Source organism: Pseudoalteromonas sp. T1lg75 (assembly GCF_002964705.1).
Taxonomy (GTDB): Bacteria; Pseudomonadota; Gammaproteobacteria; order Enterobacterales; family Alteromonadaceae; genus Pseudoalteromonas.
The window spans coordinates 177,434-194,657 of the sequence record NZ_PQCD01000005.1 but is presented as its reverse complement, the minus strand read 5'-3'; the positions used below and the strand labels follow the sequence as shown (position 1 = coordinate 194,657).

Sequence of the window (17,224 nt, the reverse complement as noted above, 5' to 3'; positions counted from 1 at the left end):
TGCAGTTAGAGTTGTTTTACCGTGGTCAACGTGGCCGATTGTACCAACGTTTACGTGCGGTTTTACGCGTTCAAACTTTTCTTTTGCCATGACGGAACCTATCAGTTTTTGTGTATCTAGATTACATATCAAACGATCGACAAAAAACGACGATCAATTCAATTCTTCAATTATTGAATATTTTTTAGACAAATCAAAGGAAGTATTTCAGGACAGACAGGACTGGTGTGGTGCTGATAGGCAGATTTGAACTGCCGACCTCACCCTTACCAAGGGTGCGCTCTACCAACTGAGCTATATCAGCACACCAGAAAACTGGAGCGGGCAGCGGGAATCGAACCCGCATCATCAGCTTGGAAGGCTGAGGTAATAGCCATTATACGATGCCCGCTTTTAGGAACCTGTTCTTAACTACCTCTAACCGTCAAGAATTTAGAGTGGTGGAGGGAGCTGGATTCGAACCAGCGAAGGCAATGCCGTCAGATTTACAGTCTGATCCCTTTGGCCGCTCGGGAACCCCTCCACGCAAAATTCTTTCTAAAGCCTTTCCAAGATGAGGAAATGGTGCCGACTATCCGAGTCGAACGGATGACCTACTGATTACAAGTCAGTTGCTCTACCAACTGAGCTAAGTCGGCACTGCTTTAGTACGGGGCGAGATTCTAGAGTAAGGTTTATTGGGATGCAACTATAAAATTAAAAAAAGTTAAGGTTTGTGGTTCGAACGTTCATTATTCACCCAAAACAGAGCTTTTTTAAACAATTCACCCTTGTTTTTGCCATTGCCACAGGCCTTCGAACACTAAATGGGGACGATAAACACCTTGCCTCAGGTGCCGATGCAGGGCCAAACCATCACCACCGGTGAGCAATAATTGCACATCTCGTCCACGGCCGTGATGCGCCAGCGCATATTCGATGGCACCGAGGGCACCGATAAGAGCGCCATTTTTAACCGCTGCCGGGGTTGAACGCCCCGGTTTGGGGTCTGCAACCAGGTCATCGACGGTAAAAACCTTTTCGGCACGGCTCACTATGCTGTGCTCACTTAGACTTAATCCCGGAAGAATATAGCCGCCAAGATGATTATGAGCATCATCGATTAGATCTAGGGTCAGCGCCGTGCCGGCGTCAACCACTAAGGTGTAGCCATTAGGGTTAGCACAGTAGCCGGCGATCACCGCTAGCCAGCGGTCGATGCCCAGGGTGTGATAATTGTCATAGGCACAACTAAGTTGTAGCCACTGTGCCGCCACTTTGGCGCGGCGCACCCCAACCCCATGCGCTTCGGCTTCTTTTACCATTGCGTTCAAAGCGTCTGAATCCGCTACCGCAGAAACAACTACTTCGTCTATCTGTGTCCACGGTAGAGCCGCAGGCTCTACTTGCTGTAGCTGAATGTCCTGCTCCGTTTCGGGGCCCGAGGCCAACATCATTTTAAGCGCCGTATTCCCGGCATCGATTAATAGTTTCATGACTAACCCGTAGACTTAACGCGCAAGCTGATTTCACCGCCAAAGTAACGCTTGCTTTGGCCATCGACACGCAGCACCACGGCACCTTGCTCGTCGATACCTTCACAGATGCCACGCCAGGTATTGGTGCCCGAGCTCAGCTCCACATATTGGCCGCTGAAGGCATGCACCCTATTCCACTGCTGATACATACCCTGCAGACCGGTTTGGCGATATTGGACCAGGCGCTTTTGTAAAAAGCAGGTGAGCACGGCCACCAACTGGTTTTTATCCAGCTCACCGGCGAACTCGTTGAGATCGCACCAGGGCTGGTCGATATGCTCGGCCGCGGCCTGAGGCATGGAAATATTGAGGCCTATACCGATCACCAGATGACAAGGCCCCTCGGCGGTACCATCGAGTTCCACCAGCACGCCCGCCAGTTTGCGGCCATCAACCAGCACGTCGTTTGGCCATTTCAGCTGCACCTCTAGATCATAGAGGGCCTTTAGACTGTCATAGACCGCCAGACCCACGGCAATGGACAACCCCATGGCCGCATGCATGCCATCGTCTAAGCGCCAGTAATAGCTGTAATAAAGGTTTGCAGCAAAGGGGGATTGCCACGTGCGGCCGCGCCGCCCCTTACCTTTCTGCTGCATTTCTGCCACCAGCACACTGTTGTTGCTTGCCTCGGCGCTTTGCACCCGGCGCATCAGTTCGGTGTTGGTGGAGTCGATAATGGGCTGTACTTCAAAATGACAGCCGCTGCCGTCTAACTCTTGATAGGCCAGCTCGATATCCGCTTGCTTAAGCAGGCTCAAAGGTCGACTGAGGCGATAGCCCTTACCATTGACCTTGTAAATATCCAGCCCCATTTCCTGCAAGGACGTAATATGCTTGGCCACGGCGGCACGGCTAATGCCCAGTTGCTCGCCCATGGCTTGCCCGGAAATAAACTCGCCCTTATTTAAGGCCTGCAGTATGGCCAGCTTGTTACCGTCAGGCGCCTTCATGAGTGGTCCCTACATGAATTTCTTGCAGCTCGCCCATCAATCGCACCTCATGCTCCAGGTCAATGCCGAAACGCTGTGCTACCACGCTTTGAATATGCTTGATCATCTCCAACAATTCTTCAGCCCGGCCTGCACCACGATTAACCAGCACTAAGGCCTGTTTATCATGCACGGCGATATCACCAATATGAAAGCCTTTCAGTCCGGCCTGCTCTATCAGCCACCCGGCGGCCACCTTTTGCTGCTCGGCATCGACGTCATAGCAAGGCAGTTGCGGATATTGCTCTTTTAAAGCGGCTACCTGAGGGCGTGGCAGGATGGGGTTTTTAAAGAAGCTGCCACAATTGGCCAGTACCTTGGGATCCGGCAGTTTTGCCTGACGCACCGCCACCACCTCATCAAACACCTGCTTGGCGCTGGGCTGCTGTAAACCCTGCAAGGGCCCATAGCTGATATTCGGCTGCCATTGTTTAGGTAGGCGCAAGCCGACCTGGGTAATAATAAACTGGCCTTTCAGCTCATGCTTAAAGATGGAATCACGATAGCCAAAGCGGCACTGTTCGGCACTGAGCCGCTGGGTTTCGCCACGAGCGATATGATAGCCCTCGACATATTCGACAAACTGCGCCAGCTCGACCCCATAGGCACCGATATTCTGCACCGGCGCGGCGCCAACATTGCCGGGAATGAGTGCCAGGTTTTCCAGCCCGGGCATATTCAAAGCCAAAGTGTTCTCCACCAGCGCATGCCAGTTTTCACCCGCCGCACAATGTAGCAACCAGCTTTGCGCCAACTCCTCAATACGCACCCCTTTATTGGCTATCAGCATCACAGTCCCTTGATAGGGCGTGGTAAAGATGGTGTTGCTACCCTCACCGAGCACACAAAACGCTTGGGTGTAATCGAACTCGCAAAGCTGTGCCGGGTCTGTGATGGTCACAAGCTGGTGACAGGGGACGTCCAGCGCAAAGGTATGATGGCGTTGTAATGCAGGCAAAAGAAATATCTCTATTAGCTATTTGCCCTAAGTGTACCCCAAGCCAGCGAACAGACATAGCTGTCAGTCATTGTCTATATCTGATATAACAAGCACTTCTTATTTCACCCGTTCTGAGGATGCTATGAAATTAAAACCTCTTGCTCTTGCCTTAGCGCTTGGCGGCGTAAGCCTGCACAGCCTGGCGGCCAGCGACGAGCACACCTATGCCAACCTAGACGATGTGGTCTCCACGCATCTGTATTTAGATCTTGATGTCGACTTCGCCGACAAGCAATTAGAAGGCTTCGTTGAGCATAGCCTGAACTGGAAAAATGACGCCGCCCGTACCCTGGTGCTGGATACCCGCGACCTTGAAGTCGACCGCGTGCTCTATCAGGATGCGCAAGGTAAATGGCACAAGGCAAAATTTGATTTAGCGGCTCGTGACGATGTGAAGGGTTCAAAACTGACCATTCGCTTTAAGCAACAGGCACCTAAGGTGCGTATTTATTATAACAGCTTGCCACAAGCATCTGGCCTGCAATGGCTGACCCCAGAGCAAACCGCCAGTAAAACCCAACCCTTTATGTACAGCCAGTCGCAGGCCATTCACGCCCGTAGCTGGATCCCGGTACAAGACACGCCCGCCATGCGCGTAACTTACAGTGCTCGTATCGAAACGCCGGAAAATGTTCGTGCGGTAATGAGTGCCGACAACACAGGTGCCTTTATCAAAGATGGCGACTACTTCTTCGATATGCCACAGGCCATTCCGCCTTATTTGATCGCCATCGGTGCCGGTAACCTGGAATACAAAGAAATGTCGCACCAGACCGCGATTTTCGCCGAGCCGCAAATTCTCGACGCCTCGGTGGCTGAGTTTAACGACACCCAGGCGATGATCGATAAAACCGAAGTCATGTACGGCGAATACGCCTGGGGTCGCTACGACTTACTCATGCTACCTCCTAGCTTCCCATTCGGCGGCATGGAAAACCCGCGTTTATCTTTTATCACCCCGACCGTAGTGGCGGGCGATAAGAGCCTGGTTAACCTAATCGCCCACGAACTGGCGCACTCTTGGTCAGGTAACCTGGTTACCAACGCCACCTGGGAAGATTTATGGCTGAACGAAGGTTTCACCTCATATGTTGAAAACCGCATCATGGAAGAAGTATTCGGTCGCGAGCGTGCGGTCATGGAGCAATCTTTGGATGCCGCCGGCCTAAATGCCCTGCTGAAAGATATCCCGGCGCCGGATACTCGCTTGAACCTGGAGCTAAACGGTCGCGATCCGGACGACGCTTTTAGCTCTGTGCCTTATACCAAAGGTCAGCTGTTCCTAATCTATTTAGAAGAAAAGTTTGGTCGCGACGTCTTTGATGAGTTCGTGAAGGGTTACTTTAAGGCCTATTCATTCCAGTCGGTGACCACGGCGGAATTTGAGCGCTACCTGGAAGAGAATCTGATCAACAAACACCCTGGTGTGGTCAGCATGGAGAAGGTCAATGAGTGGATCCATCAGCCGGGTTTACCTGCCGATGCACCACAGCCAACCTCGGACGTATTTGACAAGGTCGATGCCGAGACTCAAGCCTGGTTAGCTGGCAGCAAAAAAGCCAGCGAATTACCTACCGCAAACTGGACCGTGCATGAGTGGTTGCACTTTATCAACAACCTGCCACGTGACCTGGCTGGCGAGAAGATGGTAGAGCTGGATACCCAGTTTAACCTGACCGCGTCAACCAACAAGGAAGTCGCCTTTGCCTGGTTTATGCTGGCGGTGGGTAATGGCTATGAAGCGATTTACCCGGCGTTGGACAAACACCTGAGCGGCATAGGTCGTCGTAAATTGATCGTGCCTCTATACAAGGCGCTGATCAAAAACAACAAGCGCGATTGGGCGTATGAAGTATACCAGGGCGCTCGTCCGGGTTATCACCCATTGGCGCAAGGTACGATAGACGCGTTATTTAACTAATAGCGATGTGCAATAAAAGAGGGTGCTAGATGCACCCTTTTTTATTGCAAACAAATAGTTGAGTTTATTGCTCATACCAATTCTGTTAAGTATGTGATCAGATATAGCGCTGGATAAATGATGTGATAACAAGGCGGAATTTTTCTTATGTAGTTATTCTACATAGAAAAATCCCAACACAGTGAGCACGATATTTAGCCCGCTAGAATGATTAGCTATTTAAGTGAATTGGTATCAGCCTGCACCTTCTGTAAAAACGCTTGGCGCTGTGCTGGCGTCGCCTGCTGCCACCAGAACTCTAACATGGCGGCAGCACTGACATTGCCACCGGGTTGAGAGGCAGGTGCAACTGCGGGTGCAACTGCGGGTGCAACTGCAGGTGCAACTGCGGGTAACGACTTGGTCGAAACCGCCGGAGCCGGAGCTATATTGGCAGGCATTAAGGTTGGTGCTGCCAGCGCTGGGGCGGCTACGCTGGGTGCAACCACACTAGGCGCGGCCGCTTTAGGCATAGGCACTTCCAACTGCTGACCCTCGGCGCGTAAACGCACTATGGGGCTTTGCGCATACAGTTTAGCGGCGGCCACCGTGTCTGCTCTATCGAAAATGACCTCGTAATCCTGCCCAGCAGCCACCTCTAAGGTCACCCAAAAGGGTTCCGACTCGATCACCTCGTGGTCGTCAAAGCCGCTTTCGTACAGATCACTGTATTTAAGCTTAAGGCGATAGTTACCCGGAGCCAACTCAAGCTCGTCGACGGTATTAAAAATAGAATGCGAAATGGTTTTATCGTTCACCTGTAAGGGAATGATTTCGCTCGCAAAGGACACAGTTTCGGCGTAAGCCGAAGGCGTTAGCAACAAAGCCAGTGCCGCTGCACTAGAGAGTTTTTTCCACATGGGGTACCTACCTTACATTTAAGCTTTGGTTCTCAGTTTGACACTTATGCTTTTCTTTGTCATTACTGACACTCTGACAGTTAAACTAAGGAGCTCGCCGTGAGCACAGAGACCATTTTCACTAAAATTATCAATCGCGAGATCCCCGCCGATATCATTTACGAGGACGATCAGGCGCTGGCCTTTACCGACATCAATCCTCAGGCTCCCTTTCATGTCTTGATTATCCCAAAAACCCCAATAGCGACCATTAATGATGTGACCACGGAAAATGCCGCCATTGTCGGTCACTTACATGTGGTTGCCGCCAAGCTGGCTAAAGAGCATGGCTTTGCTGAGGACGGCTATCGCGTGGTGATGAACTGCAACAGTCATGGCGGGCAGACCGTGTTCCATATCCACCTCCATATGCTAGCCGGAAAAGCCATGGGCTGGCCTCCATACCAGGATAAGCTAAAAGTATAGTAATCATCATCTTATTAACTTATTCACATACTTTTTTATGGTGCGATTAGGCGCGTTTTGGCGCCTAATTCTGGGCTTTCGTAACCTATTGTTTACAAATGTCGAGCAAATAGCCATTAATCATCTTTTTTCACTATTAAATCTAATCCCCCTAATACAAAAGAAGTGAATAGCGTGTTAGGATAGTGCAAATAGTTTTGAATGAGCTAACCACCCAATGAGTAAGAACCGTATTTTTACTGCTTGAGCAGGAGCCGATTAACCAAATCGGCCTGAATGTCTTGGCACCGCTGTTGCGCACCCAAGGTTTTGATGTCCACAAAGGCACCGATGTGAGCCAGGTGCAACCGGATACGGCTTATTTATTTATCGAGACATCGAACGAGGATGCCTGGGGTCGCTTAAAGCACCACTTGGTCAATCTTAAGGTGGAATGCGATATCGTTCTTTTCAACCTGGATGAAAACCCTGAATTGGCTAACCGTGCGCTGTTAAGCGGTATTCGCGGGGTGTTCTATACCTCGGATAACGCCGATGTGATGATGAAGGGCATTCGTTTATTGCAAGAAAACCAATTATGGTATCGCCGTGACGTCATGTGTAACGTGCTTAATCGCATGCTGCAGTTCAACAAGGACTCATTACACAAGCTGACCGAGGGCGATATTGAACCGGTTAAACTCACCAAGCGTGAAAAAGCCATCGTTGGCTTAATGAGTAAGGGTGCGAAGAACAAAGAGATCGCCGAGCAACTCAGCATCAGCCCGCATACGGTTAAAACGCACCTTTACAGTGCCTTCCGTAAAACCAAATGCCGTAACCGCATCGAGCTGTTGTCCTGGGCTCAGACCAATATACCGAACGAATTACGTTAGGGTCTGTTTTTAATCTCAAAGCCGGCGACATGCCGGCTTTTTCTTATCCGCAATAAATTGCCTCTCGATACTTACACATAGCCAAGCAGAGATTTTTCCGTATAGTAGAAACTAAATACCCATAACCAATACATATCACGGATGCTAGACACGTCGACCCTCTTCTATACCAGCGCCGCGGCCATCTTTGTGATGACCTTGCTCAATTTTATTACCTGGCGCGCCAATCGTAACTTCGTCGGCATCGGCCTGTATGTGTGGTACCCGGTGTGCTTACTGGTGGGCATTATTATCTCCGCCATCGAAGCACCACAACAACACGATCACTTTATTACCCTGGCTAACTTTTTCTTTATTTGCGGCTCGGTGATCCATGTTTTGGCCATCAATCGCTTCCTCAACTATAACGGCCTGCTGACCTACTTCTTTATCTTTGTCAGTGGCTGTTTGTTTATCAGCTTTACCTACTTTATGTTTATCGCCGCGGATATTTCCGCCCAGGTGCTGCTGATCGACTTGCACCGCTTCGTCGAAGCCGCCTGTCTGTTCTACATCATTAGCCGCTATGGCCGCAGCAAATATCCCAGCGCCAGTTTGGTGTATCTGATCGCCTTAAGCATGTCGCTCCTTGTATTTGCCGCCCGCGCCCTGGTGATGACCCACAGCGATCACACCACCCAGTTTGATAACGATTGGTTTAGCGCCGCACTGCTGGTAAAGGGCGTGCTTGCGCCCATGCTGTTTGCCGCCGGCGTGGCGCTGTTTTGTAATGAGCGCCGCGAACTCAACCTCAATCAACTGACGGCAAAAACACAAAAGGATTTAGAGATCCGCGGCATGTTTTTATCCACCATCAGCCACGAGATCCGCACCCCTTTAAACGGCATACTCGGCAGTGCTCAGCTGATCATGAATCAGGCCAGCACGCCAAAAAACAAACCCTACTGCGAAGCCATTATCAACTCCGCCGAATCCCTGACCCTGTTGATCGACAAGGTATTGGAATATGCCAGCCTGGAGCAAAGCGACGAGGCCCTGTATGAAGAGGATGTGGAGTTGCACACCTGGCTCAATAACCTGTGCTTGTTGCTGAGCCCGCTGGCGGAGCAAAAAGGGGTGAAATTTGAGCTTAATTATAATCTGGCAAAGCAGGCCTGTTATTACTGCGACCACCAAAAGCTCAGACAAATTCTCATTAACCTGGTGGGCAACGCCATTAAATTTACCGATCAGGGGAAGGTCACCCTCAAGGTCGACCTGCTCCATGGCGGTCAGGAGGAACATACGCTCAGCTTTAGCGTTATCGACTCTGGGCCGGGCATCGAAGAGGATGAGATCCAGTATTTAACCGAACCCTATGTGCAAAGCAGCGCCGGTAAGCTCAAGGGCGGCTCCGGGTTGGGGCTGGCGATCACCAGCCGTCTACTGGCCCATCTTGGCAGTCAGTTACATATTACCAGCCGCCTGGGTGAGGGCAGTACCTTTAGCTTCGCCGTTAAGCTCACGGTCGGTGAGCTCAGCCTGGTGGAAAAACGCCCGAAGTCAGACAATTACCGCACCGGTTTAGATGTACTGTTGGTTGAGGATTTAGAACTGAACCAGAAAATCGCCATTGAATTTATGGCCGAGGATGAACACAGGGTCAAACTGGCCACCGACGGTCGCAGCGCCATTGAGCTGCTCAAGCAGCATCATTTTGATGTCGTGCTCTTGGATATGAACCTGCCGGACTTCAGCGGTCAGGAGGTGATCCGCAAACTCAAAACCATGGATCACCGCAATCATCGCACCCCGATTTTGGCCTTTACCGCCAGCCTTAGCCCGGATGAAGTCAAGGAATACCTGGCCCTGGGCATCAAGGACATAGTGGGCAAGCCAATTAAGCAGGAAAAGCTGAGACAGGCGCTCAGCGACTCACAATCGAACCAAACCCCGAATATCAGCGTCGCCCTGAAGGACGTACTCTACGATGAAACCGCCGCCGAGCTTATGGCCAACACCTTTGCCGAGCAAGAGCTGAGCTCCATTTACAATGAGTTTGTACTTTCGGCGCGCAACAAGCTGCTGCGCTGTCAGCAACTGGTGGGCAATGATAAGGAGCAGTGCATCAAGCTGCTCCACCGCCAAGCCAGTACCGCCTTGCAACTGGGCTTTAATCGCTATGGCATGGCGTTGAAAAAAATCGAGCGGCGCCTGCTCGAGGGCAAAACCATAGATGAGGGCTTGGCGGAAGGTCTTGACCTGTGGCAGCAAAGCCTGGAGCAATACCTCAAGTTTATGCGCAGCCAAACGCTGCGCTAGCAGCAGTGCCTTAGCGGCCGTAATCGTCGTCAAAGCGGATAATATCGTCCTCACCGAGATAGTCGCCGCTTTGCACCTCGATGATGATCGCCGCCTCAGTGCCGACATTGGTCAGGCGATGGCGCTGCTGTGCCTGTATATAGATGGACTGGCCACCGCTGAGTCGATGCTCCTGCTGCTCAACCTGAACTAAAACGTCGCCACTGACCACCACCCAATGCTCCGAGCGATGCTGATGCGCCTGCAAGGACAAGCGCGCCTGCGCTTGCAGCTCTATGCGCTTCACCTTGTACTGCTCTCCCTCGTTCAACACTTCGTAATGCCCCCAGGGGCGGAAGGTTTGCCTGTGATAACGGCGTTGCTGCGGATGCTCGGCCGCCACCTTGGCCACCAGCTTGGGCATCTCGTCCAGATGCGCCTTGGCAGCCACCAGGATGGTGTCGCCACTGTGCACTATCACCGTATCCTCAATGCCTAAGGTCGCCACCAGATGCTGTTCTTCGGCGGCGATCAGGTTACCCCGGCTATCGACGCACACCGCGCTGCCGAGCACCACATTATCATCCTGGTCACGGCTGTGATATTGATACAGCTGTGCAAAGCTGCCGAGATCAAACCATTGCAGCGGTAGCGGACAAAGCAACAGCTGCTCACTGCGCTCAAGCAGCGCATAGTCCAGGGAGTCCCCTTCCAGCAGTTGCCAGGCGTGTTCATCGACACGGGTAAAGTCCAGATCACTGCTAAATGTTGCGGCACTACGCACTTTGGCCAATAACTGCGGCCGATGCTCTTGAAACTGCTCAATAAGCACGGCGCAACCGGCCAGCAACATGCCCGAATTCCAATAATAGTGGCCCTGCTGAAGATAATACTCGGCGGTGACCCGGTCGGGCTTTTCGGTAAAGCCGGCAACTCGATACAAACCTTCGGTGAGTCCTTCGGTACAGTCTGCAGACGAAGCAAAACGTTTGCCCTTTCGGATGTAGCCAAAACCGGTTTGCGCCTCGCTGGGGGTAATCCCAAATAAGACCAAGTGCTGCTGCGCTATGGCGTCAAGCTCGCCGAGTTTGTCGCTGAGGAGTTCGAAGTTGGCAATGGCATGGTCGGCGGGGGCAAAGAACAGACTGGCATCCGGCTGGTGCTGCTGCGCCCACAGTGCCGCCAAGGCCGCCGCCGGCGCGGTATTTTTCCCTTCAGGCTCGAGAATAATGGCACTGGCACACATATCTATCTCCAGCAACTGCTGCGCCACCATAAAGCGGTGCTCGGCACTGCAGATCACCAAAGGCGCCAGACAGCCCGCACCACGAAAACGCAACGCCGTTTGCTGTAACAAGGAATGCTCGCCATTAAGACGCAAAAACTGCTTGGGACGATCCTGGCGCGACAGCGGCCATAACCGGGTGCCGCCGCCACCGGCGAGAAGTACGGGTAAAATCAAGATAGGGGCTCGGGTTCGCTAAGTCATATCAGCATTATACCACTGCCCCGGGGCTCCTGCCGATGACCTTACAACTACCCTAGCGCAAGTCAAAAGCGTCGGCATCCTGCCAGGCGGGAAAGGCCTGGCGGTATTCCTCTAACGCATCTTTATCCAGAGTCATAGTGAGGACTTGTGGCTGGTCATCTGTGGCCTGAGCCAAAGGTTCGCCGCCAAAGTCATAGACCGCAGTACCACCATTATGCGCTATGCCGTGACCATCATCGCCAATACGATTGACAGCCAACACATAACATTGGTTTTCGATGGCGCGTGCGCGCAGCAAGGTATCCCAGGCGCTGCGCCGGGACGCCGGCCAATTGGCGATATTGATCATCACTTCATAATCATTACGGTTGCGGGCAAACACGGGAAAACGCAAGTCGTAACAGATCTGCGGCAAGATGCGCAGACCCTTTAAGGTAAAAATGACTCTTTGCTTACCTGGGCTCAGGTACTTACCCTCTTGCCCAAGACAGAACAGGTGCCGCTTATCATAATGCTGCAGCGTACCATCGGGAGACACCCAGTACAGGCGGTTAAACTTTTGCCCTTGCTCGGCGACGATCACACTGGCACACATAACCGCCTGATGACGCTGCGCCTGCTCCTTCAGCCAATCCAGGATCCGCTCGGCCGCCAGATGCACCTGGCTATCGGCCACGGCGAATCCGGTAGCGAAGGTTTCCGCAAGGATAATTAAATCGACCTCGCCGATGGACTCAAGGCGCGCACTTAACTGAGCAAGATTGGTATCGGCATCAAGCCAACGAATGTCGTGCTGAATCAGGGCGACGCTAAGACTCATGGGCTTGGTCCCTATACCCCGGCGTTATAAGGCCAGGTACAAAAGGTTTTGATATACAACTGCTCGACCTGCTCTCGCGCCCAGGGAGTACGGCGCAAAAATTTCAGCGACGATTTCACCGAGGGGTCTTTCTTAAAGCAATTGATGTTAATTTGCTGCGCCAGCTCCGCCCAGCCATAATGCTCTTCCAGGCGCGTAACGATTTGCTCCAGCTTAACGCCATGTAGCGGATTTTTGGGTTGTTCTTGATGCATGAAACTGCCTCGAAACATGTGATAACCCGCAGTTTAACGCAGTTGGCAAGCACTCGCCATGCACTACTTGTACATGGCGTACATTTCATCCAGGGTTTGCGACAGCCCATCCTCTTGCACCACGCGCACATGCTTGCGATTAAGGCCGCGGATATTATTGACGCCACAGGAATGGGCGATCAGGCCAATACCATAATGAATATACTTGTTGTAATTGGCTACCCGCTGGGTTTTATCTACCACATCCAAGCCCTTCATTAATTTAGGGTTATGCGTGGTAATACCGGTCGGGCAGGTGTCTTTATTACACTGCAGGGCTTGAATGCAGCCCAAGGAAAACATGTGGCCACGAGCCGAAACCACAAAGTCGGCCCCCAGAGCCACCGCCCAGGCCACCTTGGAGGGCACGATCAGCTTGCCCGAGGCGATAATGCGAATACGCTCGCGAAGCGCATGGCGTTCAAGCAGGTTCACCACCCAGGGCAGGCTTTCTTTTAGCGGCAAGCCAACCGAGTCCAAAAGTGGCTGGGGCGCTGCGCCGGTGCCGCCATCAGCGCTGTCGATGGTCATAAAGTCAGGGGCCGATGCCGGGCCGCGATTATTAATTTCTTCGGCCAGCTCTTCTAACCAGGAGGTTTCACCAATCACCGCCTTAAAACCCGTGGGTTTGCCGGTTACGGTACGCACATGGACTATCATATCGAGTAAGTCGCCCACGCTCTTTATTTCCGGATGGCCATTGGGGCTGATGGAGTCCTTACCCTCGGGAATACCACGGATCTTAGCGATTTCCGCATTCACCTTAATCCCGGGCAGCATGCCGCCCTTGCCCGGCTTGGCCCCCTGGCTCATTTTAATTTCGAACATTTTCACCTGATCATGGGCGGCGATTTCCTTGAGCTTGGCATCGCTTAATTTGCCATGTTCATCACGCACCCCGTATTTGGCGGTGCCGATTTGAAAGACGATGTCGGCGCCTCCTTCCAGATGATAGGGGCTCAGCCCCCCTTCACCGGTATTCATCCAGCACTCGGCCTGGCGGGCACCACGAGACAGAGCCAGCACCGCGCGCTTGGACAGGGCGCCGTAACTCATGCCGGAGATATTAAACACCTTTTTAGCTCGGTAGGGATGAGGGCACTGCTCACCTATGAGCACCGGCTCGGGTTCAATGGCATCTTCTTCCAGGGTCGGAAAGGCGGTATTCATAAACATGATGGTGCCCGTGGGGTCCAGGCTTTGCGTGGAGCCAAAGGCGGCGGTGCGGTCGAGGTTTTTGGCCGCCTTATATACCCAGCTGCGCTCGGCGCGATTGAAGGGCATTTCTTCACGATCCATGGCGAAAAAGTATTGTCGGAAAAACTCCCCCTGACGCTCGAAAAAGTAACGAAAACGGCCGATAACCGGGTAATTTCGGCGTATTGCATGCTTATTTTGATGGATATCGACAAAATAATAATACATGGTCAACAGCACCAAAAAGCCGATAAAGAGTAAAAAGAGGCTGCTCATCAAGTCGATGGCATGGATCAAAAACTCACTCATGGTCATACACTTTTTCTATCCCTAATAAAGCTCAGATTTACATAAGATTAGGTAATTGACCAGCAGAAAAGTAAGGTTATTTTACCACCTGGCCCAAGACAAAACAGGCGACCCTGGCGCCGCCGTTATGCGGCATTCGCAGGGACATCATGCTAGTATGGCGGCACCCGTATTTCCTGGTCTTGTTATGTCCACTTGCATTCGTCTTGCCAAGTATTTGTCCCATGCCGGAGTTTGTTCCCGCCGGGGCGCCTCGCGCCTAATTGATGCAGGCAGGGTAACGGTCAATGGCCGCGCCGCCAATCATATCGACCATGTCAGCGACCAAGATGAGATATGCCTTGATGGTCAGCGTATTGATGGACTGGCGCCCAAGCGCTATTACGCCTACCACAAGCCGGTGGGCATAGATTGCAAACTCAAAACCGAAGATCCGAGCAGCCTGGTCCATCACTTACCGCCCGAGCAACGCACCTACCCCATTGGTCGGCTAGACAAGGACTCCCGTGGCCTGCTCATCCTCACCAATGATGGCGAACTTTGTAATCTACTGGCTCATCCGGATCACAGCCATGAAAAAGAGTATTGGGTTGAGGTGGACAAGCCCTTGGACGAGGCATTTTTTTCTCGCATGAGCGCAGGTGTACCCCTGGATGGCACACTCACCAAACCTTGTGTTTGCACGGCGCTTTCAGCCACACGTTTTAAGATCATCCTTACCCAGGGTCTCAATCGACAGATCCGTAAAATGGCCCGTTATTGCGGCTATCGCGTGGTCGACCTGCTGCGTGTGCGCATCGGCCAACTGCACCTGGACCCAACGCGCTTAGCCGAAAATCAATTTACCGAGCTCACCACGGAAGAAGTTAACTTGTTGAAAAAATAGCTTGATCATTTTGACTACAAGTGTAATCTCAAGTTCAAGGATTACATTTGTGAGCAAAGTTATGATCGAGTTATCCAAAGCAGAGTTTGAGGTCATGGAAGCGCTGTGGCAGGGCCACCCGGCGAAATCGAGCGAAATTATCGAACGCCTCAGCGATGACACCCAATGGCATGATAAAACCATCAAGACCCTACTGGGTCGCCTCGTTAAGAAACAAGCGGTGAGTTTTGAAAAGCAAGGCCGCCTCTACCAATACAGCCCCACCATTGGCCGCGAAGATTACACCCTTAAACAGAGCAAGAATCTGATCCAGCGTTTCTTCAGTGGCCGCATTGCGCCTCTGGTCAGTGGCTTTGCCAAAACCGAACAGCTGTCACAGCAGGATATCAACGAACTCAAAGCCGTTATTAAAGAGTGGGAAGACCAACAAGGAAAGTAATATGTTGTCATGGCTTATTTCACAACAGGCACTGCTGTGCACCTTACTCGCCGCCTTGATTATCGCGGAGCGTTATGCCCTTAAGGCACTGAGTGCACGCTTTATCTATGGCCTCTGGTTGTTGCTCCCAGCGTTGCTGCTGGCGCAAAGCATAGAGCTAAAAAATACGGTAGCCGCTCCGGCCATGATTGGCCAGTATGTGGTGACACCCTTGCGCCAGGCAAGTGCCGAGGTAAGCATTAGCTGGGAGCTGGCCTATTGGCTTATTGCCGCCGCCTTGTTCGCCCTGGTTGCCTACCAACATCTGGTATTTCAGCGCCGCCTGAACGCCGCCCCCCTTGATAACCAGCTGCCGGGACAGGAAGGCAATACGACTCTGTATCGCAGCAAGGCGATCAGCTCACCCATGGTGGTTGGCTTCTTTAACCCACGCATTGTACTACCGCAGCGTTTACAGCAAGACGTCGATGCCTCGGCCCTCACCCTGATGCTCGAACATGAGCGGGTGCATCTGGAGCGCCGCGATAATGTCATCAACCTGATTGCCCTGATCGCCGCCATTTTAATCTGGTTTAACCCCTTGGGCTGGGTGGCTTATTTCAGCCTTAGACGCATTCAAGAGCTGGCCTGCGATGAGCGGGTGCTAGCCGATAAATCCGCCGCACAGCGTTTGCAGTACGGCAAATCCATGGTCGAGTGCGCCAGCCAGTCACGGCTGCATAGCTTGGCTTATTCTTACTACGGAGATAAAAACATGATGTTACAACGCCTATACAATATGCAATCGGCCAATAAGGGCTATGTCCTGGCCAAGGTGCTGGCCCTGCTTATTGCCCTGGGAAGTTTCACCCTGGTTGCCGGCACTCAGGCTGGTGAAGGCCATAAGCAAAAGTCTGCGAGTCAGCCAAAACCCCTGATGCGTATTGAGCCCATTTACCCTAAAGAAGCAGCGGAGCAAAAAATTTCTGGCTCTGTGGTTTTACGATTCCAAGTTGACGAGGAAGGCGCTGTTCGTAATGTGGTGGTGGTGCAGTCTCAACCGGCCAAGGTATTTGATAAAGAAGCGGTGCGTGCGCTGCAACAATGGCGCTATGAGCCTTACGCATTTCCACAAGAAGAACACCTGGTACAACTGGATTTCGCACTCAGCGCAGATGTGCAACTACCTGATTTAACAGAGCGTATTAATGTAACCTCACACTAATTCGCAACGACCAAGAGTATAAAGCAAGCCCCTTAATAAAGGTGCTTGCTTTGTGTTTTTATAAAAAAAAATCAGGTTAAATACATAGGGCGATCATGGCCAAGGGGCAGGCCAGGGACAGGGCCCAAATCAGCGAACGAGCCACATGCCAGTTATACCAATAACACAGGCAGTAAAGCACACGGGCAAGCAAATAGGTAATGGCCAGGGTATCCATCACAGCCCCCGAGGTGTTGGTGCCCAGCACCACGGCCAGGGCCACGGCGAACACGATCAGGGATTCGAAGCTGTTTTGATGTGCCGCCAAAGCGCGGGCGCCAAATCCGGTTAAGGCCTGCTGTTGTGCCCGTGGGTGGCGGTTATCGTAGCCACCGCTTTGTTGCTGCGCCCAGGCCAAAGGGGCTTTAGCAAGGAAAGGAATTAAACACGCCAAGAGCGCGCAAATCACTAAGGTACTCATGCTTGATCCTTAATTTTCTTCTTATTTTCACCATTGTGCGCCGCTTTGCAAGCAAGCTCAATAGCCAAATTGAGAGCAAAAAAATGGCCAGCATGGCTGGCCGAGCTTCCACTCACAAGATGTAACATCACCGCCCGTATAAAGAGAAAGCACAAATTGCCGCACCCATCAATTATTG

General features: G+C 52.1%; 17 protein-coding genes and 4 tRNA genes. 7 read left to right on the top strand and 14 right to left on the bottom strand.

Annotated features, from left to right (window positions below; translation table 11 throughout):
* The 8 genes from C2M36_RS01925 to murB all read right to left on the bottom strand — a co-directional run.
* A partial coding sequence (locus tag C2M36_RS01925) for a GTP-binding protein (protein WP_233997923.1) occupies positions 1 to 90 on the bottom strand: 90 nt, incomplete at its 3' end.
* A gap of 138 nt (positions 91 to 228) precedes the next feature.
* Positions 229 to 304, bottom strand: a tRNA-Thr gene (locus tag C2M36_RS01920).
* A 12-nt stretch (positions 305 to 316) separates the two neighbouring features.
* A tRNA-Gly gene (locus C2M36_RS01915) sits at positions 317 to 391 on the bottom strand.
* A gap of 47 nt (positions 392 to 438) precedes the next feature.
* Positions 439 to 523, bottom strand: a tRNA-Tyr gene (locus C2M36_RS01910).
* A gap of 39 nt (positions 524 to 562) precedes the next feature.
* Positions 563 to 638: transfer RNA gene (locus C2M36_RS01905), tRNA-Thr, on the bottom strand.
* 126 nt (positions 639 to 764) lie between these two features.
* The gene (locus C2M36_RS01900; protein WP_105253473.1) at positions 765 to 1,475 is read right to left on the bottom strand and encodes a type III pantothenate kinase; all 711 of its coding nucleotides are present in this window, start codon (positions 1,473 to 1,475) and stop codon (positions 765 to 767) included.
* Positions 1,476 to 1,477: 2 nt separating this feature from the next.
* The gene (gene birA / locus C2M36_RS01895; RefSeq protein ID WP_105253472.1) at positions 1,478 to 2,470 is read right to left on the bottom strand and encodes a bifunctional biotin--[acetyl-CoA-carboxylase] ligase/biotin operon repressor BirA; all 993 of its coding nucleotides are present in this window, start codon (positions 2,468 to 2,470) and stop codon (positions 1,478 to 1,480) included.
* The gene (gene murB, locus C2M36_RS01890) at positions 2,457 to 3,467 is read right to left on the bottom strand and encodes a UDP-N-acetylmuramate dehydrogenase (protein ID WP_105253471.1); all 1,011 of its coding nucleotides are present in this window, start codon (positions 3,465 to 3,467) and stop codon (positions 2,457 to 2,459) included. Before murB ends, birA begins: the two co-directional genes overlap by 14 nt.
* 124 nt (positions 3,468 to 3,591) lie before the next feature.
* Between murB and C2M36_RS01885 the strand changes: the two genes are divergently transcribed.
* The gene (locus tag C2M36_RS01885; RefSeq protein ID WP_105253470.1) at positions 3,592 to 5,430 is read left to right on the top strand and encodes a M1 family metallopeptidase; all 1,839 of its coding nucleotides are present in this window, start codon (positions 3,592 to 3,594) and stop codon (positions 5,428 to 5,430) included.
* 215 nt (positions 5,431 to 5,645) lie between these two features.
* Here the strand turns inward: C2M36_RS01885 and C2M36_RS01880 are convergent, their stop codons facing one another.
* A complete protein-coding gene (locus tag C2M36_RS01880; protein WP_105253469.1) occupies positions 5,646 to 6,329 on the bottom strand; it encodes a DUF2057 family protein in 684 nt (227 codons plus the stop codon).
* Between the two features lie 99 nt (positions 6,330 to 6,428).
* Between C2M36_RS01880 and C2M36_RS01875 the strand changes: the two genes are divergently transcribed.
* From C2M36_RS01875 to C2M36_RS01865, 3 genes are all read left to right on the top strand, one after another.
* Complete coding sequence (locus tag C2M36_RS01875; RefSeq protein ID WP_105253468.1) at positions 6,429 to 6,794, top strand: histidine triad nucleotide-binding protein; 366 nt, start codon at positions 6,429 to 6,431, stop codon at positions 6,792 to 6,794.
* Positions 6,795 to 7,033: 239 nt separating this feature from the next.
* Positions 7,034 to 7,669, top strand: a complete 636-nt coding sequence (locus C2M36_RS01870) for a helix-turn-helix transcriptional regulator (protein ID WP_105253467.1) — start codon at positions 7,034 to 7,036, stop codon at positions 7,667 to 7,669.
* A gap of 141 nt (positions 7,670 to 7,810) precedes the next feature.
* A complete protein-coding gene (locus C2M36_RS01865) occupies positions 7,811 to 9,970 on the top strand; it encodes a response regulator (protein WP_105253466.1) in 2,160 nt (719 codons plus the stop codon).
* A 10-nt stretch (positions 9,971 to 9,980) separates the two neighbouring features.
* Here C2M36_RS01865 and C2M36_RS01860 read toward each other — a convergent pair whose 3' ends face one another.
* The 4 genes from C2M36_RS01860 to C2M36_RS01845 all read right to left on the bottom strand — a co-directional run bounded on the left by C2M36_RS01860 (position 9,981) and on the right by C2M36_RS01845 (position 14,057).
* Positions 9,981 to 11,411: a mannose-1-phosphate guanylyltransferase/mannose-6-phosphate isomerase gene (locus C2M36_RS01860; RefSeq protein ID WP_158678837.1), complete on the bottom strand. Its 1,431-nt coding sequence runs from the start codon at positions 11,409 to 11,411 to the stop codon at positions 9,981 to 9,983.
* A gap of 79 nt (positions 11,412 to 11,490) precedes the next feature.
* Positions 11,491 to 12,258 (bottom strand): amidohydrolase, encoded by a 768-nt coding sequence (locus C2M36_RS01855; RefSeq protein ID WP_105253464.1) that lies wholly within the window; start codon positions 12,256 to 12,258, stop codon positions 11,491 to 11,493.
* 11 nt (positions 12,259 to 12,269) lie between these two features.
* The gene (locus C2M36_RS01850; RefSeq protein WP_105253463.1) at positions 12,270 to 12,512 is read right to left on the bottom strand and encodes a VF530 family DNA-binding protein; all 243 of its coding nucleotides are present in this window, start codon (positions 12,510 to 12,512) and stop codon (positions 12,270 to 12,272) included.
* A gap of 63 nt (positions 12,513 to 12,575) precedes the next feature.
* Entirely contained in the window at positions 12,576 to 14,057 is a 1,482-nt protein-coding gene (locus C2M36_RS01845; protein ID WP_105253477.1) for an FMN-binding glutamate synthase family protein, read from the bottom strand.
* Between the two features lie 187 nt (positions 14,058 to 14,244).
* On the opposite strand from C2M36_RS01845, the gene C2M36_RS01840 reads away from it, so the two are divergent.
* The 3 genes from C2M36_RS01840 to C2M36_RS01830 all read left to right on the top strand — a co-directional run bounded on the left by C2M36_RS01840 (position 14,245) and on the right by C2M36_RS01830 (position 16,586).
* Complete coding sequence (locus C2M36_RS01840) at positions 14,245 to 14,943, top strand: pseudouridine synthase (protein WP_105253462.1); 699 nt, start codon at positions 14,245 to 14,247, stop codon at positions 14,941 to 14,943.
* A gap of 61 nt (positions 14,944 to 15,004) precedes the next feature.
* On the top strand, positions 15,005 to 15,382 hold the full coding sequence (locus C2M36_RS01835; protein ID WP_105201223.1) for a BlaI/MecI/CopY family transcriptional regulator: 378 nt from the start codon (positions 15,005 to 15,007) through the stop codon (positions 15,380 to 15,382).
* 1 nt (position 15,383) lies between these two features.
* The gene (locus C2M36_RS01830) at positions 15,384 to 16,586 is read left to right on the top strand and encodes a M56 family metallopeptidase (protein ID WP_105253461.1); all 1,203 of its coding nucleotides are present in this window, start codon (positions 15,384 to 15,386) and stop codon (positions 16,584 to 16,586) included.
* Between the two features lie 76 nt (positions 16,587 to 16,662).
* Here C2M36_RS01830 and C2M36_RS01825 read toward each other — a convergent pair whose 3' ends face one another.
* Positions 16,663 to 17,046 carry an MAPEG family protein gene (locus tag C2M36_RS01825; protein WP_105253460.1) on the bottom strand — a complete coding sequence of 128 codons (384 nt, stop codon included), beginning with the start codon at positions 17,044 to 17,046 and terminating at the stop codon, positions 16,663 to 16,665.
* Between the last annotated feature and the right edge of the window lie 178 nt (positions 17,047 to 17,224).

Excerpts from the sequence above, each read along its gene's own strand:
- C2M36_RS01850 (WP_105253463.1), bottom strand. The coding sequence starts at position 12,512 with ATGCATCAAGAACAACCCAAAAATCCGCTACATGGCGTTAAGCTGGAG.
- C2M36_RS01840 (WP_105253462.1), top strand. The coding sequence starts at position 14,245 with ATGTCCACTTGCATTCGTCTTGCCAAGTATTTGTCCCATGCCGGAGTT.
- C2M36_RS01855 (WP_105253464.1), bottom strand. The coding sequence starts at position 12,258 with ATGAGTCTTAGCGTCGCCCTGATTCAGCACGACATTCGTTGGCTTGAT.
- C2M36_RS01845 (WP_105253477.1), bottom strand. The coding sequence starts at position 14,057 with ATGAGTGAGTTTTTGATCCATGCCATCGACTTGATGAGCAGCCTCTTT.
- birA (WP_105253472.1), bottom strand. The coding sequence starts at position 2,470 with ATGAAGGCGCCTGACGGTAACAAGCTGGCCATACTGCAGGCCTTAAAT.
- C2M36_RS01900 (WP_105253473.1), bottom strand. The coding sequence starts at position 1,475 with ATGAAACTATTAATCGATGCCGGGAATACGGCGCTTAAAATGATGTTG.
- C2M36_RS01830 (WP_105253461.1), top strand. The coding sequence starts at position 15,384 with ATGTTGTCATGGCTTATTTCACAACAGGCACTGCTGTGCACCTTACTC.
- C2M36_RS01880 (WP_105253469.1), bottom strand. The coding sequence starts at position 6,329 with ATGTGGAAAAAACTCTCTAGTGCAGCGGCACTGGCTTTGTTGCTAACG.
- C2M36_RS01825 (WP_105253460.1), bottom strand. The coding sequence starts at position 17,046 with ATGAGTACCTTAGTGATTTGCGCGCTCTTGGCGTGTTTAATTCCTTTC.
- C2M36_RS01885 (WP_105253470.1), top strand. The coding sequence starts at position 3,592 with ATGAAATTAAAACCTCTTGCTCTTGCCTTAGCGCTTGGCGGCGTAAGC.
- C2M36_RS01865 (WP_105253466.1), top strand. The coding sequence starts at position 7,811 with ATGCTAGACACGTCGACCCTCTTCTATACCAGCGCCGCGGCCATCTTT.
- C2M36_RS01835 (WP_105201223.1), top strand. The coding sequence starts at position 15,005 with ATGATCGAGTTATCCAAAGCAGAGTTTGAGGTCATGGAAGCGCTGTGG.